This window comes from Pseudonocardia sp. P-1, assembly GCF_058111925.1.
In genome coordinates, this window is record NZ_CM176614.1 from 4,658,205 (window position 1) to 4,674,781 (window position 16,577).

The window sequence follows — 16,577 nt, forward strand, 5'->3', positions numbered from 1 at the left end:
CCTACCGCTCGTCGACCGCCTGTTCGGCGGCGGTCAGCCACTCCCGCCACTGCGCCGCCTGCGCACGGGCCTGCTCGGCGCGCCTGCCGTCGCCGGCCGCCTCGGCCTTCTCCGCCTGCGCCTCGAACTGCTCGACCCGCACCCGGAACTGCTCCACGCGGGCCTGGGCCTCGGGGTCGGTGCGGCGCCACTGCGCGTCCGCGGCGGCGGCGACCTTGTCCTCGATCCCGCGCAGCCGCCCCTCCAGGGTGCGGATCTCCTCGCGCGGGACCTTGCCGATGGCCTCCCAGCGCTCCTGGACCTCGCGCAGCCGGGCCCGTGCGCCGTCCGGGTCGGACAGGTCGATCGTCTCGGCCTCGGCGAGCAGGGCCCGCTTCGCCTCGGCGTTCTCGGCGAACTCGGTGTCGCGGGCGGAGAAGTGCTCCCCGCGGCGGGCGAAGAAGCGGTCCTGCGCGCCGCGGAAGCGGGCCCACAGCGCGTCGTCGGCCTCGCGGTGGGCGCGGCCCGCCGCCTTCCACTCGGTCATCAGGTCGCGGTAGGCGGCCGCGGTCGCGTTCCACTCGTCGGAGTCGGCCAGGGCCTCGGCCCGGTCGACGAGCTCCTCCTTGCGGGCCTTCGCGGTGACCCGCTGGCGGTCGAGGTCGGCGAAGTGCGAGCCGCGCCGCCGGTTGAACGCCTCACGGGCCTTCGAGAAGCGCTTCCACAGCTGCTCGTCGGTCTTCTTGTCGACGCCGCGGACGGTGCGCCACTCGTCGAGGATGGCCTTGAAACGGTCCCCGGCCTGCTTCCACTGGGTGGAGTCCGCGGCCATCTTCTCGGCCTCGACGGCGAGCGCCTCCTTGCGGGCGACGGCGTCGTGCCGGGCGCGCTCGCGTTCCTCCTTCGCCGCGCTGACGCCCTGCTCGGCCCGGCCGACCAGCTCGTCGAGCCGCTCGCGCAGGGCGGGCACGTCCCCGACCACGTGCGCCTCGCCGAGGCCCTCGCGCAGCGCGGTGAGCGCGGTGAGCGACGCCTTCGCGTCCCCGCCGCCGGCGATCCGCGCGGCGAGCACCTCGGTCTCGGTGACCAGCGCGTCGAACCGCTTCGCGTAGTGCTCCAGGCCCTCCGCGGGCGGACCGGCCTGGTAGGAGCCGACGACCCGCTCGCCGTCGGCGGTGACCAGGGTGATGGTCCCGTCGTCGTCGGCGCGGCCCCAGCGCCCCGGGTCACCGGCCGCCGAGGGCACCGGCGACGGCAGCGCTGCGGGCGGCGCGGGCGGTGCGACCGCGGCCGGGGTGGGCGCGGGTCGCGCGGCGGGCGGCGGTCCGGGCCGTGGGCCGGGCCGGGGCGGCCCCGGCTTCGGCGGGGTGGGCCGGGTGGGCTCGGCACCCTGTCCTGCAGCGTCGGTCGCGTGGGTCTCGGACACCGGTAGGTCCTCCTCGTTCGGCCCGCCGCGGGGGCGGGCGCCCCGGTGCGGATGTCCGTCCGGGGCCGTGCGCGCACCGGGCCCCTCGCGCGGTGCGGAGGCCGGAACGGCGATTCAAGCAGGTCCACCGCCCTCGGGGGAACCGCGCGCCCCCGGCCGGGTACGGGCGTCGCGGCGGGGGAGCGCTGATTACCCTCGGATCCCGTGCCCGCCGCGATCGCCGTCCTGCCCCAGCCCCCGCTCCTCGTCCCCGCCCTGAGCGGCGACGCGGCGGTCGAGACCGAGGGGCTGCGCGAGGCCGTCGCCACCGCCGTGACGGGTCTGGCCGCGGCCGCGGACAGCTGGGTCGTCGTCGGCGCCGATCCCGGCGGGCGGCGCACCGTCGCCCCGGGTACCCGCGGCACCTTCGCCGGCTACGGCCGCGACGTCCCCGTCGCGCTGCCCGGTCCGGCCGGTCCCGACGAGGGCCCGGATCTCCCGCTCCCGCTGCTGGTCGCGGCCTGGGCCGCGGTGCCGACCGGGGTCGGGTCGGCGCGCGGCGAGCTCGTCGCGCCGGACGCCCCGGTCGCCGACTGCCTGGCGCTGGGCGCGGAGCTCGCCGGCGAGGGGGTCGGGCTGCTCGTCGTCGGTGACGGCGCGGCCAAGCACACCGCGAAGGCCCCCGGCGGGTTCGACGGCCGCGCCGAGGCGTTCGACGCCGTCGTCGCCGCCGCGTTCGACGCCGGTGACCCCGAGGCGCTCGCCCGGCTCGACCCGGACGGCGCCGCCGCACTCTGGGCGTCCGGCCGCGCGCCCTGGCAGGTCCTCGCGGGTGCCGCGCGCGGGCGGGCCTGGACGGCGGCGCACCGGCACACCTCGATGCCCTACGGCGTCGCCTACCACGTGGCGCTGTGGGAACCGGCGTGAACGCGCCTCCGTCGACGGCACCGCCGCTCGTGGTCGTGGTCGGGCCGACCGCGACCGGCAAGTCCGACCTCGGGCTGGAGCTGGCACTGGCGCTGGGCGGGGAGGTCGTCAACGCCGACGCGATGCAGCTCTACCGCGGCCTGGACGTCGGCACCGCGAAGCTCGCCCCGCACGAGCGGCGCGGCATCGTCCACCACCAGCTCGACGTCCTCGACGTCACCGAGACCGCCTCGGTCGCGGCCTACCAGCGCGAGGCCCGGGCGGTCGTCGAGGAGCTGCGCGCCGCCGGACGCACCCCGGTGCTCGTCGGCGGCTCGGGTCTCTACGTGCAGGCCGTGCTGGACGAGCTGGAGTTCCCCGGCACCGACCCGGAGCTGCGCGCCGTGCTGGAGGCCGAGCTGGACCGCGACGGGTCCGGCGCGCTGCACGCCCGCCTCGCCGCGGTCGACCCGGTCGCCGCGGAGCAGGTGCTGCCCTCGAACGGGCGGCGGATCGTCCGCGCGCTCGAGGTGATCGCGCTGACCGGCCGGCCGTTCCGGGCGACGCTGCCCGGGGCGGGCACCCCCCGCTACGACGCCGTGCTGCTCGGCGTGGACCGCGACGTCGCCGAGCTCGACGAGCGCGTCGCGCTGCGGGTGGACCGGATGCTCGACGACGGTCTGGTCGACGAGACCCGCACCCTGCTCCGCCACGGGCTGGCGCAGGGCCGCACGGCGTCCCGCGCGCTGGGCTACCGGCAGGTGATCGAGGCCCTCGACCGCGACCCCGCCCACCCCGACCTCGCCGGTGTCCGGGAGGAGACGGTCCGGGCGACCCGGCGGTTCGTGCGCCGCCAGCGCTCCTGGTTCCGCCGCGACCGCCGCATCCACTGGCTCGACGGTGCCGACCCGGACCTGGTGGCCTCGGCGCGCGCGGTGCTCGCTCGTAGGCTGGTGGCATGACCGGCGGCATCGCGTTCAGCAAGGGGCACGGCACGCAGAACGACTTCGTGGTGCTGCCCGACCCGGACGCCGCGCTCGACCTCACCCCGGCGCGCGTCGCCGCCCTGTGCGACCGCCGCCGCGGCCTCGGCGCGGACGGGGTGCTGCGGGTCGTGCGCTGGGCGAAGCTCGCCGGGGAGCCCGGCGTCGGTGAGCCCGCCGACGGCGTCGAGTGGTTCATGGACTACCGCAACGCCGACGGCTCGCTCGCCGAGATGTGCGGCAACGGCCTGCGCGTGTTCGCCCGCTACCTGCACGAGCGCGGCTGGGCCACCGGCGGGCCGGTCGGCACCCGCAACGGGGTGCTCGACACCGCGGTCGGGCCGGACGGGGTCTCGGTCGGGCTCGGCACGGTCGGCGTCGGCCCGGCGTCGGTCGCCACCAGCGGCGACGCGCGTGTCGACGGCATCGCCCTCGACGTCGGCAACCCGCACCTGGCCTGCGTCACCGCGGCCGACCCGGACACCCTCGACCTGACCCGCGCGCCCTCGTTCGACCCGGCGCTGTTCCCGAACGGGGTGAACGTCGAGTTCCTGACCCCGCTGGACGGTCCCGCCGACGGCGGCCGGATCCGGATGCGGGTGTACGAGCGCGGCGTGGGGGAGACCCGTTCCTGCGGCACCGGGACCGTCGCCGCCGCCGTCGCCGCGCTGCGGCACGCCGGGCACTCCGCCGGCGACGTGCAGGTCACCGTCCCGGGCGGGCTGCTGCGGGTGACGGTGGAGGCGGGTACCGACGACCGGACCGGGCCCACGACGCTGCACGGCCCGGCCGTGCTGCTCGCGTCCGGGGAGCTGGACCGGGCGTGGTGGGACGCGCCCGCCTGAGCGTCGCGAATCCGGGCGGACACGGGCCCCGCGACGTGGGAGAATGGGGTCGAGATGACTGATGCCCACACGCACCCCTCCGTGACCCCCTCCGCGTCGAACCCGGTTCCGACGGGTGGCGAGCTCGACCTGGAGGAGCGCACGTCGTTGCGCCGGATCCACGGGCTGTCCACCGAGCTCACCGACATCACCGAGGTCGAGTACCGCAAGCTCCAGCTGGAGCGGGTCGTGCTCGTCGGCGTCTGGACCGAGGGCACGGCCGAGCAGGCCGAGAACTCGATGACCGAGCTGGCCCGCCTCGCCGAGACCGCCGGTTCCGAGGTGATGGACGGCCTGGTCCAGCGCCGCTCCAGCCCGGACCCGGCCACGTTCATCGGCTCCGGCAAGGTCGAGGAACTGCTCGGAACCGTCCGCGCCACCGGCGCCGACACCGTCATCTGCGACGGCGAGCTGTCACCCGGCCAGCTCCGCCAGCTGGAGGAGCGGCTCAAGGTCAAGGTCATCGACCGGACCGCGCTGATCCTCGACATCTTCGCCCAGCACGCCCGTTCCCGGGACGGCAAGGCCCAGGTCGAGCTCGCGCAGCTGTCCTACCTGCTGCCGCGGCTGCGCGGCTGGGGTGAGGCGCTGTCCCGGCAGGTCGGTGGCCGCGCCGCGGGCGGTGTCGGTATCGGTGGCCGTGGCCCCGGTGAGACGAAGATCGAGCTGGACCGGCGCCGGATCCGCGCGCGCATGTCGAAGCTGCGCCGCGAGATCGGTGCGATGCGCCAGGTCCGCGAGACCCAGCGCGGCAGCCGTCGCCGCAACGAGATCCCGTCGGTCGCGATCGTCGGCTACACCAACGCGGGCAAGTCGAGCCTGCTCAACCAGCTCACCGACGCCGGCGTGCTGGTGCAGGACGCGCTGTTCGCGACGCTGGACCCGACCACCCGCAAGGCGCAGACGCCCGACGGGCACGAGTACACCCTCACCGACACCGTCGGGTTCGTGCGGCACCTGCCGCACCAGCTCGTCGAGGCGTTCCGCTCCACGCTGGAGGAGGCAGCCCGGGCCGACCTGCTGGTGCACGTCGTCGACGGGTCCGACCCGCTGCCCGACGACCAGATCGCCGCGGTCCGCCAGGTGCTCGTCGAGGTCGGTGAGGCTGCGGGCGACACGATGCCGCCCGAGCTGCTCGTGATCAACAAGACCGACGCGGCCGGTGACCTCGCGCTGGCCCGGCTGCGGCACGCCCAGCCGGACGCGGTGTTCGTCTCCGCGCACAGCGGAGACGGGATCAGCCGGCTCCGGGAGCGCATCGCCGAGCGACTGCCGCGCCCGGAGTACGAGGTCGACCTCCTGCTGCCCTACACCGAGGGTGCGCTGGTCGCGCGGCTGCACGACGACGGCGAGGTCCTCGCCGAGGAACACACCGCCGACGGCACCCGGATCCGGGCGCGGGTGAAGCCCGAGCTGGGCACCGCGGTGCTGCCGTTCGCGGTGGCGGGCTCGGCCCTGCCGACCGGGACCGGCACCGACCTGCCGGCGACGGCGGCGGGCCACTGAGCGTCCCACCGGCCGGGCGGCCGGGTCCCGGGACCGTGGCCCGCCGCCTGACCGCGGTCCTCTGCCTGACCGGCGCGCTCACGGGTGCGGCCGCGCCGCCGCCCGGGGCGATCCCGGCCTGCTCGATCGACGACCCGCGGCTGGCGGAGCTGTCCGGACTGGTCGCCGAGGGCCCGCCCGGCGCGGCCCCGCAGCGCTACCACGCCGTCGTCGACGGCGGCGGGACCGCGCGGACGTTCACCCTGGACCCGGCCGGCTGTGCGGTCACCGGCACCCGGCAGGCCGACGTCCCGGTCACCGACGTCGAGGACCTCGGCCTCGGACCGGGCGGGGAGCTGTGGCTCGCCGACACCGGCGACAACGGGGCGCGGCGCGGGTCGGTCCGGCTCGTCGTGCTGCCCCCGGCCGGGCCGCCACGGGTGCACGACCTCGTCCACCCCGACGGTCCGCGCGACGTCGAGGCACTGCTGGTCGGCGACGACGGCGTGCCCCTGCTGGTCGACAAGACCACCGGGGCCGCCGGGGTGTACCGGCCCGCCGCGCCGCTGCGCGATGGCGGGGACCCCGTGGAGCTGCGCCGGGTGGCACAGGTGGTGCTGCCCTGGTCCGGCACCGGCGGCGGGCCGCTCGGGGCCGCCGGGTCGCGCACGGTCACCGGCGGCGGGCTCTCGCCGGCCGGGGCCGACGGCGGGCGCGCCGTCGTGCTGCGGACCTACACCGACGCCTGGGTGTTCCCGCTGCCCGCCGGCGGACCGGCGACCGTCGACGCGCTGGTCGCGGCCCTGGGCGGGGCACCGCTGCCGGTGCCGTTGCCGGGGGAGGCGCAGGGTGAGGCGATCGCCCCGGACGGCCGGGGCGCGCTGCACTCCGGGAGCGAGGCGCGGGGCCTGACCGCGGCAGCGGTCACGGTCGTCCCGGGCGCGGTGTCCGCGGCGACCGTTCCGCAGGCACCGGTCGTGCCTCAGCCCGCCGCGGTGCCCGAGTACCGCACGTACCCGTCGTGGCTGCCTGCCGCGGGCGGGGCCGCGGCGCTCGGGGCTCTGCTGGCCGCCGGCGCCGTCGCGATGTCCCTGCACGGACGGCGCCGCCGGTCCCGCTGATCGCGGGAGCGGGCGCCGTCCGAGGAGGTCAGAGGCGGCGCAGGACCGCCACGACGCGGCCCAGGATCGACGCGTCGTCACCCGGGATCGGGTCGTAGGCGTCGTTCGCGGGCATCAGCCAGATGTGCCCGTCCTTGCGGCGGAACGTCTTCACGGTCGCCTCGCCGTCGATCATCGCGGCCACGACCTCGCCCTGCTCGGCCACCGGCTGCTGGCGCACGACGACCCAGTCGCCGTCGGTGATCGCGGCGTCGACCATCGAGTCACCCTTGACGTTGAGCAGGAACAGCGTGCCCTCGCCGACGATCTCGCGCGGCAGCGGGAACACGTCCTGCACGGCCTGCTCGGCCAGGATCGGGCCACCGGCGGCGATGTCGCCGATGAGCGGCACGAACGCCGGCGCCGGCCGCGCGGAACGCAGGTCGGCGGTGTCGGTGTCGGAGTCCGTCCCGTCGGTACCGGCGATCTGCTCCGGGCTGCGGACGTCGACCGCGCGGGTGCGGTTCGGGTCGCGCCGGAGGAAGCCCTTGCGCTCCAGGGTGCGGAGCTGGTGGTGCACCGACGAGGTGGACGTGAGGCCCACCGCGTCACCGATCTCGCGGACGCTGGGCGGGTAGCCGTACCGGTCCACCCAGTCCCGGATGACGGCCAAGACCTTCTTCTGCCGCGGGGTCAGGCCGCGGGTGTCGGCCGCGGGGTCGGGGAACTCCCGGACCTTCGCGGATCCCCGGTCCGCGGCGGTGCCGGTCACGCCGGGACCACCGTGTCCGGTGTCGTCCGCTGCCATCGCATTCGCCTCCTCGGGGTACTTACGGCGACGACCCTAGCCGCCACGGGCCCGTTCGCCAAACATGCGTTCGAAGTCGCCCGGGGCGTGTCGTGGATTCCGTCGGGCCGCGGTGGTACAACATCGCACACGCGTTCGATCGAACACCGGTTCGATCGAACGCGGTCCGCGTCGCCGTCCGGCCGCGCGGGGGCGACCGGCAGCGGGAACGGCAGCGGGGGTGGCGATCGTGGGTGCGGCGGTCATCGGGGACGTGACGGTCATCGGGCGGGTCCCGGGGTGCGCCACGACCGACGGGGTGCGGCCCGGCCGGGTGCCGGGCGTCGTGCGCCGTGCGGTGGCCGCGTCGGGTGTCCTGCTCGCCTCGGCGGCCGCGGTCGTCGCGCTCGGGGTGCTCGCCGACGTCGCGGTCGCCACCCACGGCCCGGCCGGGCCGCCCGCGGTCGGCGCACCACGCTGAGAACGTCCCCGGCACGGGCGACGACCTGCGGGAACGCGGTTGTTGTCGGTGCCGGGTGCTACACCGCTCGTACACCCGTTCGACCGGGCTCGGGGAAGGGCCGGTCGGCAGCGGGGGAGACGAGACCGCCCGGGGGACGGGCGGTCCGACGGCAGGAGGAACCATGCGAGAGCTCGACGAGCGGATCCGCGATCACGGCGCGGTCGGCTGCCTGACCGGCGCCCCGGCGCCCGGCACCCCCACCTCGCGCGCCCGGCGCGCCGCCCGGGAGCGGGTGCGGGCCGCCGACGGTCTCGCCGGTGCGGCCGGTGCCGGCTCGTCGGCCGCCGCGCGCGCGGCCCACCGGTGGGCCGCCCACGGGGCGCACGAGCGCGCACTGGCCGAGTCGGTGGCCCGCCATCCCGCCGCCCGTTCCCGGCGCGCTCCGGTGTCCGGCGCCCCCGGGTCCGGTGTCCCGGTGTCCGGTCCCGCCGGCGGTCCGAACCCCGCGGTCCTGACGCCCCGCTGCACCACCGCGGACCCGGCCCCGAGGGCGACGGCGACGCTGACGCGGCCCGCGCCGGCCGCGGCGCCGCCCCGTCCTCGGTCGGTGGCCGTGCCGGCACCGCGCACCGTCCGTCCGCCGTCCCGGCGCTGCCTGGTCCCGGCGCGCCCGCGCCCGGCCCGCAGCCGCGCCCGCGGGCGCCTGGAGCGGTTCCTCACCGGGGTCGCGGCCCTGCTCTGCGCGACGACCGCGGTGGTGGCGCTCGGGCTGCTGGGCGACGCGGCGGCGGGCTGGAACGCCCCCGCGGCCGCCGTGCCGTCGGTCGGCGCCGTGCGCTGACGTCGGCCGGCGCCGCGCAGTGCGGCGCCGCACCCCGTGGTTCGCACGGCCGTGCGCTGCGGGGCGGTCCGAGGTGGTGACGGTGCGGAGCGACGGACGCCGCGTCGGCGTCGCATCGGGTGACGGCGTGCGCGGGGTGGCGCGCGGGTGTCGGGACATGGTCGCCGGGATGTCGCCGGAGGAGTCGGCGACGTGCCGCCGGGCGCGTCCGCAGGGCGTGTCCCCGCATCGGGTGGCCGCCGGTCGCGGTCCCTCCGGCGCGACGGACGGCGCCGCCCGCGACGTTCCTCGGTGCCACCAGCGCCGATGCCCCGCTCCATGATCGTCGGCGACGGACCGGTCGCGGAACGTGGTGTGCGAGGCTCGGTTCCCGATCGGGCGAAGCTCGGCGTGGCACCGGGCCCGGGATGGCGTACCCCTAGATGTAGGGGTTACATTGGTGTCGTTCCGCCACTGGTTGGGGGGACGGATCGCTGCGGAGAGTTTCCGGAACGTCACGGAAGAAGGGTGTGAGCGTCCATGCGCTGCCCGTTCTGCCGACACCCGGACTCCCGCGTGATCGACTCCCGGACCGCCGACGACGGGACCTGCACCCGCCGGCGCCGGTCCTGCACCTCGTGCGGACGACGGTTCACCACGGTCGAGGAGGCCGTGCTCGCCGTCGTCAAGCGCAGCGGGGTGACCGAGCCCTTCAGCCGGCAGAAGGTCGTCGGCGGGGTTCGGCGGGCGTGCCAGGGCCGGCCGGTCGACGAGGACGACCTGCAACAGCTCGCCCACCGGGTCGAGGAGACGGTGCGGGCGCGCGGGGCGGCGGAGCTCCCCAGCCACGAGGTCGGGCTGGCGATCCTCGGGCCGCTGCGTGAGCTCGACGAGGTCGCGTACCTGCGGTTCGCGAGTGTCTATCGGTCCTTCTCCTCCATCGAGGACTTCGAGAAGGAGATCGCCGACCTGCGTTCGGCGGCTGCCGGGGAAGCAGCCGACGACGAGGCCGGTCACCACCCGGACGGCTGAGCGGCGCGTCGTCGTCGCCGGTCGTACCGGGAAGAGAGCCGTCCGCGCACCCCAGCGTGCGGGCGGAGAAGCGTCGGATGTGCGGAGGCAGTTCATGACCGAGACCGTCGGGGGCCCGACGACAGACACCGGTGAGAGCGCGGCGGCCAAGCCGTCGCGTGGCCGCGGGAAGACCGGCGCCAAGCGCGCGCCCGGCCTGACCGTGCAGCGTGTCTTCACCACCGAAGGGGTCCACCCCTACGAGGAGGTGGAGTGGGAGCGCCGCGACGTCGTCATGACGAACTGGCGCGACGGCACCGTCAACTTCGAGCAGCGCGGCGTCGAGTTCCCGCGCAGCTGGTCGGTCAACGCCACCAACATCGTCACCAGCAAGTACTTCCGCGGCGCGGTGGGCTCGGACACCCGCGAGTCCAGCCTCAAGCAGCTCGTCGAGCGGGTCGTCGGCACCTACAAGCGGGCCGGTCTCGAGCACGGCTACTTCGCCACCGACGGCGACGCCGAGATCTTCGACCACGAGCTGACCTGGATGCTGATCCACCAGGTGTTCAGCTTCAACTCGCCGGTGTGGTTCAACGTCGGGACCGCCAGCCCGCAGCAGGTCAGCGCCTGCTTCATCCTCTCGGTCGACGACACGATGGAGTCGATCCTGAACTGGTACCGCGAGGAGGGCCTGATCTTCAAGGGCGGCTCCGGTGCCGGCCTGAACCTCTCGCGCATCCGCTCGTCGAAGGAGCTGCTGTCCTCCGGCGGCACCGCCTCGGGCCCGGTCTCGTTCATGCGCGGTGCCGACGCCTCCGCGGGCACCATCAAGTCCGGCGGCGCCACGCGGCGCGCGGCGAAGATGGTCGTCCTCGACGTCGACCACCCCGACATCGAGGAGTTCGTCGAGACCAAGGCCAAGGAGGAGGCCAAGGTCCGCGTCCTGCGCGACGCCGGCTTCGACATGGACCTGGGCGGCTCCGACATCACCTCGGTGCAGTACCAGAACGCCAACAACTCCGTCCGCGTCACCGACGAGTTCATGCGCGCCGTCGAGGGGGGCACCGACTTCGGTCTGCGTGCCCGCATGACCGGTGAGGTCATCGAGCGCGTCGACGCCCGCACGCTGTTCCGCGGCATCGCCGAGGCGGCCTGGAACTGCGCCGACCCCGGCATCCAGTACGACGGCACGATCAACGACTGGCACACCACCCCGGAGTCCGGCCGCATCAGCGCGTCGAACCCGTGCTCGGAGTACATGCACCTGGACAACTCCAGCTGCAACCTGGCGTCGCTGAACCTGCTGAAGTTCCTCGACTCCGACGACCGGTTCGACGCCGAGACCTTCGCCAAGGCCGTCGAGCTGATCATCACCGCGATGGACATCTCGATCTGCTTCGCGGACTTCCCGACCGAGCCGATCGCCGACACCACCCGGAAGTTCCGCCAGCTGGGCATCGGCTACGCCAACCTCGGCGCGCTGCTCATGGCGACCGGCCACGCCTACGACTCCGAGGGCGGCCGCGCGCTCGCCGGGTCCATCACCTCGCTGATGACCGGTGCCGCGTACAAGCGCTCCGCCGAGCTCGCCGGCGTCGTCGGCCCGTACGAGGGCTACGCCCGCAACGCCGAGTCCCACCAGCGCGTCATCCGCAAGCACGCCGCGGAGAACGACCGCATCCGCACCTTCGCCTCCAGCACCCCGGTGCAGAAGCTCGCCACCGAGGTCTGGAAGCAGTGCCAGGACATCGGGCAGGTCAACGGCTGGCGCAACGCGCAGGCGTCGGTGCTGGCCCCGACCGGCACGATCGGCCTGATGATGGACTGCGACACGACCGGCATCGAGCCGGACCTGGCGCTGGTCAAGTTCAAGAAGCTGGTCGGCGGCGGCTCCATGCAGATCGTCAACCAGTCGGTGCGCCGCGCCCTGGACAACCTCGGCTACCAGGCCGAGCAGGCCGAGGCGATCGTCGAGTACGTCGCCGAGCACGGCCACGTGGTCGACGCCCCGGGCATGAAGCCCGAGCACTACGAGGTGTTCGACTGCGCCATGGGCGACCGGACGATCGCCCCGATGGGCCACGTCCGCATGATGGCCGCCGCACAGCCGTTCCTGTCCGGTGCCATCTCCAAGACGGTCAACATGCCCGAGCGGGCGAGCGTCGAGGACGTCGAGCGGATCTACCTCGAGGGGTGGCGCCTCGGCCTCAAGGCCCTGGCGATCTACCGCGACAACTGCAAGGTCGGCCAGCCGCTGTCCGCCGGCAAGGGCGGCGACAAGAAGGCCGACGCCGAGCCGGAGAAGCACGTCGTCGTCGAGCAGCGGCCGGTCCGCAAGCGGCTGCCGAAGAAGCGGCCCAGCGAGACCGTGTCGTTCACCGTCGGTGGCGCCGAGGGCTACCTCACCGCCGGCAGCTACCCCGACGACGGCCTCGGCGAGATCTTCGTCAAGCTCGGCAAGCAGGGCTCGACCCTGGCCGGCGTGATGGACGCCTTCTCGATGTCGATCTCGGTGGGTCTGCAGTACGGCATCCCGCTGGAGTTCTACGTCTCGAAGTTCTCCAACCTGCGCTTCGAGCCTGCCGGGATGACCGACGACCCGGACGTCCGGATCGCGACCTCGGTGCTGGACTACCTGTTCCGCCGCCTGGCGCTGGACCACCTGCCGTACGAGAAGCGCGCCCAGCTGGGCATCTTCTCCTCCGACGAGCGGTCCGCCCAGGTCGAGAACGACTACGGCACCGGCGAGAAGCTCGACATGGAGGAGTTCCGCTCCTCCGTGCCGACGACCGAGGAGCGCAAGGAGGCCGGTGTCGATCCGGCGCCGGTCGAGGTCGGCAGCTCCACCGAGCTGCTCGAGCTGCGTCTGGGCAAGGCCGCCGACGCACCGCTGTGCATGACCTGCGGGACGAAGATGCGCCCCGCCGGGTCCTGCTACCTCTGCGAGGGCTGCGGCTCCACCAGCGGCTGCAGCTGACCGACACCGCACCACACCGGGGCGGCTCCGAGACCGGAGCCGCCCCGGCGCGTGTGACGGAGGCAGGGATCGGGGACCACGTGACCGAGGACCGCACCGCGGAGGTGGCCGGGCGCCTCGGCGTCGACCCGCGGGTGCTCGCCGTACTCGTCGCCGCCCCGTGGCGCGTCGCGGACGGCCACGACACCGGGCCCGTCCCGGAGCCGGTGGGGGAACGCGGGACCGTCTACGTCGGCGTCCCGTCCCCGGCGGAGCTGCGCGAGCTCGACCTGCCCGCCGACGGGTTGCGGCACTTCGGGCTGACCCCGGCCGACCTGCGTCGCGGCGGCTGGACCGACGCCGACCTGCGCTCGGCGGGGCTCCTCCCGCCCGGCGCGACGCCGGACCCGGTGGCCTGGTTCGTCGCCGGGGAGCCGCCGCAGCTGATGCTCGGGTTCGCCCCGGCGGGTCCGGTGCTGCTGGCCCGCCCGGAACCACGACGGGACGGCCGTCTCCCGGTGCTGGACCCGGCGGACGCGGTGGAGGTACCCGTCCTGCCCGGCTGCGACGACCCGGACGGCGACGCCGGGCTCGCCGTCCGCCAGGTGCGTGACGGTCTGCTGCGCCGGGCCCGGCGCCGGCTGACCCACTGCGTGATCTGCCTGCGCCCGGTGCACCGCGCCGCGACGACGCACGGCGCCTGCCACGGCTGTGCCGGCACCTGGCTGGGGTTCGTGTTCTGACCGCGGGCCCGGGGTCAGGTCGCCGAGACCGGTCCCGTCCGCGCCCCGGCGACGCCGGCGGGCGGGGGAGCGGGGCAGCGCAGCAGCTGGCGCCACTGCTCCGGACTCCACCGCGCCGGGTCGGTGGACCCCAGGAACTCCTCCAGTACCCCGACGAACCGGGCCGGGTCGCTGTGGTGCGGGAAGTGCCCGGCGTCGTCGAAGACCTCCAGCCTGCTGCCCGGCATCGCGGCGTGCGCGGTGCGGGCATGCGCCAGCGGCACGACGGCGTCCCGGGCGCCCCACACGAGCATGGTCGGCATCCCCCGGGTCAGGTAGCAGCGATCGAGCATGGTCACCACCTGCCCGCGCCAGTCGACGACGGCGCGCAGCGTCCGGATGAACGCCGTCCGGGACGTCGCGTCGGGCAGCGCGTCGACCAGCCGGAGCAGGTCGGCGGCGTCGCGGCCGAGGTCGGCCCCGACCAGGCGCAGCGCGTCCAGGGCCCACCCGAGCTGCCACCGCAGCGGCGGCAGCTGCGAGGCCGCCAGCACCGCGTGCGCGCCGGGCAGGCTCACCGCGCGCAGCAGCGGCGTGACCTCCGGTCCCGCCCCGCCGGTGCCGACCAGCACGAGACGCTCGGTGCGTTCGGGGTACTGGTAGGCGAACTGCATGGCGACGCCGCCGCCGAGCGAGTGCCCCACCAGCGTGGCGCGGGGCACCCCGAGGACTCCGAGCAGGTCGCGGACCCCGTTGGCGTAGGCGGCGACGGAGTAGTCGGCGCGCGGCTTGTCCGAGTGCCCGTGCCCGAGCAGGTCCGGGGCGATCACCAGATGCCGCCGGGCCAGTGCGGGGAACACCGCCTCCCACGTGGCCGAGCTGTCGCCGATCCCGTGCACGAGCACGACCGCGGGCCCGGAGCCGGCCACCCGGAACGCCCGCCGGTAGCCGTGCACGGTGCGGAACCGCAGCACCGAGTCCCGCGGCGGCACGACGCCGAGCCGGTCGCCGACCGGTGCCGGGCGCGAGGTGGGGGCCGCCATCCGCCCGACGGTAGGACCGCCGGGTTACCCCGGTGTTGCCGTCGGCGAACGGCGGTACGGCACCTAGGGTCGACGGCGTGAGCGAGCGCTACCGGGTCGTCCCGGCGTCCTACGTCCTGCTGCTGCGCGGCACCGGTGAACGCACCGAGGTACTGCTCCAGCTGCGTGCGGGCACCGGGTTCATGGACGGCCACTGGGCCGCCGCCGCGGCCGGGCACGTCGAGGCGGGCGAGGACGCGGCCGCCGCCGCGGTGCGCGAGGCCCACGAGGAGCTCGGTGTCACCGTCGACCCCGCCGACCTCGTCCCGCTGACCGCGGTGCACCGCACCCGGCGCAACGGGAACCCGGTCGACGAACGCGTCGACTTCTTCTTCACCTGCCGACACTGGGCCGGCGAGCCACGTCGCGCCGAGGACGGGAAGACCGCGGGCCTGGACTGGTTCGCCCTCGCCGACCTGCCCGCCGACACGGTCCCGCACGAACGCGCGGTGCTCGAGGCCCTGCGCGACGGCGGCGTCGCCGCGGTCCGCAGCCACGGCTTCGACTAGCGGACTACTCCGGGTCGACGAGCTGGATCTCGACGGTGACGTCCGGGCTGTCGGTGTCGTCGGGGTCGATCGCCCAGTGCAGCACCCAGTCGACCTCGTAGTCGTCGCGCCGCCGGCCCGGCGGGGCGAAGTTGACCCACTCGCCGGCCCGGGGCAGCGTCTGGAACAGGCGGACGAAGTCGGGCTGCTGCCCGATCCTCACCCGCGCGGTGATCGGTGTCTGCGACGACGGGGAGCCCACGGCCGCGATGCTGCCCGACCGGCGCCCCGCGCGCCACGCCCGCCGGTTCAGGGCCGGACGGCGCCCAGGAACCAGCGGTCCACCGAGAACGGTTCGTCGCCGCAGAACGCGACGCTCGACGCCCACGCGTCGACGTCGGCCCGGGTGAGCCCGCACCGGCCCGGCGCGGCGTCGGCGACCATCTCCCGCAGTGCGGCGCCGTAGCCGGTGGAGGCCGGACCGCGCATCGGCATCCGGCGCGTCCACTCCCCGTCGAACCCGGCGCGCTGCAGCAGCGGGCCCAGCTCGTAGGGCAGCCGCGACCGCGGCACCGTGGTGCACCACGCGTCGCGGATGCGGCGGTGCCGGTCCTGCCCGGGCCCGGGCCAGTGCAGCGAGGTCCAGTCCGTGTCCAGGACCAGCAGCCGACCGCCCGGGCGCAGGACCCGGTACAGCTCGGCGACGGCCGCCGGCAGGTCCTCCAGGAACTCGAGCACCTGCAGGCAGGCCACCGCGTCGTACGGCCCGCCGGGCAGCGAGCCCGGACCGGCCAGCGCGCGCTGCGTGACGACGGCCCGGGTGCCGCACCGGCGTCGCGCCAGCGTCACCATCACCGGGTCCGGGTCGACACCCGTGGCGCCCGGACCGACGGCCCGGGCGACCTCGTCGAGCAGCTGTCCCGGCCCGGTCCCGACGACCAGGATCTGCTCACCGGCCCGCGGATCCAGCAGCTCCAGGGTCCGCTCCCGTTCGGTGCGGGCCTCGGCGGTGTCGTAGGTGTCCGCGACCCGCCGCGTGCTCGCGGAGTCGATCGGCATCATTCCGGCTCCGTGTCTCACCCGCCGGTGTAGCGCGCCGACTCGATCAACGCCTCTACCGACTCGGGTGGCACGCGGAACGAGCGCCCGAAGCGCACCGCGGGCAGCTCCCCGGAGTGCACCAGCCGGTACACCGTCATCCGGGAGACCCGCATCCGGTCCGCCACCTCCGCCACGGTGAGGAACGGCGCGTCCTGCCCGGACCGTTGCTCCGGGATCCCTGCCGCCATGCTGCGCCCCTCCTTCGCCGACCCGCCCCCAGGTCGACCTCTGATCACCGAACGCAGGGACGGTAGCGCGGATCGGACCACCCTCCCGGTGCGAACATGTCCCACCCTCGGGTGGACTGTCCGGAAACTATCGGCTCTCGGTGTCCGTCCGGGCACGCGGAGTGATGACGGGACCCCGTGGGGGGAGCCACCGGCCCGGACGCGCGTGCGCGGTCAT

17 protein-coding genes are annotated in these 16,577 nt (G+C 75.3%); 11 read left to right on the top strand and 6 right to left on the bottom strand.

From position 1 onward, the window contains the following. Position 1: 1 nt before the first annotated feature. Positions 2 to 1,237, bottom strand: coding sequence for a DUF349 domain-containing protein (locus tag AC0GKK_RS22900; RefSeq protein WP_208821050.1), 1,236 nt, complete (start codon positions 1,235 to 1,237; stop codon positions 2 to 4). 372 nt (positions 1,238 to 1,609) lie between these two features. On the opposite strand from AC0GKK_RS22900, the gene AC0GKK_RS22905 reads away from it, so the two are divergent. Genes AC0GKK_RS22905 through AC0GKK_RS22925 form a run of 5 tightly spaced genes read left to right on the top strand, consistent with a single transcriptional unit; the run spans position 1,610 to position 6,763 of the window. Beyond that, entirely contained in the window at positions 1,610 to 2,311 is a 702-nt protein-coding gene (locus tag AC0GKK_RS22905) for a class III extradiol ring-cleavage dioxygenase family protein (protein WP_489882492.1), read from the top strand. After that, positions 2,308 to 3,252 carry a tRNA (adenosine(37)-N6)-dimethylallyltransferase MiaA gene (gene miaA / locus AC0GKK_RS22910; protein ID WP_357439318.1) on the top strand — a complete coding sequence of 315 codons (945 nt, stop codon included), beginning with the start codon at positions 2,308 to 2,310 and terminating at the stop codon, positions 3,250 to 3,252. Before AC0GKK_RS22905 ends, miaA begins: the two co-directional genes overlap by 4 nt. Next, on the top strand, positions 3,249 to 4,118 hold the full coding sequence (gene dapF, locus AC0GKK_RS22915; protein WP_350591381.1) for a diaminopimelate epimerase: 870 nt from the start codon (positions 3,249 to 3,251) through the stop codon (positions 4,116 to 4,118). The genes miaA and dapF overlap by 4 nt, the downstream gene beginning before the upstream one ends. Before the next feature lie 54 nt (positions 4,119 to 4,172). Next, positions 4,173 to 5,663, top strand: coding sequence for a GTPase HflX (gene hflX / locus AC0GKK_RS22920; protein WP_253069226.1), 1,491 nt, complete (start codon positions 4,173 to 4,175; stop codon positions 5,661 to 5,663). A 35-nt stretch (positions 5,664 to 5,698) separates the two neighbouring features. Then, complete coding sequence (locus AC0GKK_RS22925; protein WP_253069227.1) at positions 5,699 to 6,763, top strand: hypothetical protein; 1,065 nt, start codon at positions 5,699 to 5,701, stop codon at positions 6,761 to 6,763. A gap of 28 nt (positions 6,764 to 6,791) precedes the next feature. Here AC0GKK_RS22925 and lexA read toward each other — a convergent pair whose 3' ends face one another. After that, on the bottom strand, positions 6,792 to 7,550 hold the full coding sequence (gene lexA / locus AC0GKK_RS22930; protein ID WP_062396661.1) for a transcriptional repressor LexA: 759 nt from the start codon (positions 7,548 to 7,550) through the stop codon (positions 6,792 to 6,794). Between the two features lie 229 nt (positions 7,551 to 7,779). Between lexA and AC0GKK_RS22935 the strand changes: the two genes are divergently transcribed. From AC0GKK_RS22935 to AC0GKK_RS22955, 5 genes are all read left to right on the top strand, one after another. Beyond that, the gene (locus AC0GKK_RS22935; RefSeq protein ID WP_253069228.1) at positions 7,780 to 8,010 is read left to right on the top strand and encodes a hypothetical protein; all 231 of its coding nucleotides are present in this window, start codon (positions 7,780 to 7,782) and stop codon (positions 8,008 to 8,010) included. 163 nt (positions 8,011 to 8,173) lie between these two features. Next, positions 8,174 to 8,833, top strand: coding sequence for a hypothetical protein (locus AC0GKK_RS22940; RefSeq protein WP_489882493.1), 660 nt, complete (start codon positions 8,174 to 8,176; stop codon positions 8,831 to 8,833). Between the two features lie 519 nt (positions 8,834 to 9,352). Further along, positions 9,353 to 9,844, top strand: coding sequence for a transcriptional regulator NrdR (gene nrdR / locus AC0GKK_RS22945; RefSeq protein ID WP_062396654.1), 492 nt, complete (start codon positions 9,353 to 9,355; stop codon positions 9,842 to 9,844). A gap of 94 nt (positions 9,845 to 9,938) precedes the next feature. Next, a complete protein-coding gene (locus AC0GKK_RS22950; protein WP_253067492.1) occupies positions 9,939 to 12,800 on the top strand; it encodes a vitamin B12-dependent ribonucleotide reductase in 2,862 nt (953 codons plus the stop codon). 80 nt (positions 12,801 to 12,880) lie between these two features. Next, entirely contained in the window at positions 12,881 to 13,522 is a 642-nt protein-coding gene (locus tag AC0GKK_RS22955) for a hypothetical protein (protein ID WP_253067493.1), read from the top strand. Positions 13,523 to 13,536: 14 nt separating this feature from the next. On the opposite strand, the gene AC0GKK_RS22960 is transcribed toward AC0GKK_RS22955, so the two are convergent. After that, a complete protein-coding gene (locus AC0GKK_RS22960; protein ID WP_489882494.1) occupies positions 13,537 to 14,544 on the bottom strand; it encodes an alpha/beta fold hydrolase in 1,008 nt (335 codons plus the stop codon). Between the two features lie 77 nt (positions 14,545 to 14,621). Between AC0GKK_RS22960 and AC0GKK_RS22965 the strand changes: the two genes are divergently transcribed. Further along, positions 14,622 to 15,092, top strand: coding sequence for an NUDIX domain-containing protein (locus tag AC0GKK_RS22965; RefSeq protein ID WP_253067494.1), 471 nt, complete (start codon positions 14,622 to 14,624; stop codon positions 15,090 to 15,092). A gap of 4 nt (positions 15,093 to 15,096) precedes the next feature. Here AC0GKK_RS22965 and AC0GKK_RS22970 read toward each other — a convergent pair whose 3' ends face one another. The 3 genes from AC0GKK_RS22970 to AC0GKK_RS22980 are packed head-to-tail and all read right to left on the bottom strand — an operon-like array spanning position 15,097 to position 16,360. Continuing rightward, positions 15,097 to 15,333 (bottom strand): hypothetical protein, encoded by a 237-nt coding sequence (locus tag AC0GKK_RS22970; protein WP_062396644.1) that lies wholly within the window; start codon positions 15,331 to 15,333, stop codon positions 15,097 to 15,099. Between the two features lie 47 nt (positions 15,334 to 15,380). Beyond that, positions 15,381 to 16,133 (bottom strand): methyltransferase domain-containing protein, encoded by a 753-nt coding sequence (locus tag AC0GKK_RS22975; protein WP_489882495.1) that lies wholly within the window; start codon positions 16,131 to 16,133, stop codon positions 15,381 to 15,383. A 14-nt stretch (positions 16,134 to 16,147) separates the two neighbouring features. Then, positions 16,148 to 16,360 carry a helix-turn-helix domain-containing protein gene (locus AC0GKK_RS22980; protein WP_020623051.1) on the bottom strand — a complete coding sequence of 71 codons (213 nt, stop codon included), beginning with the start codon at positions 16,358 to 16,360 and terminating at the stop codon, positions 16,148 to 16,150. Positions 16,361 to 16,577: the final 217 nt, after the last annotated feature.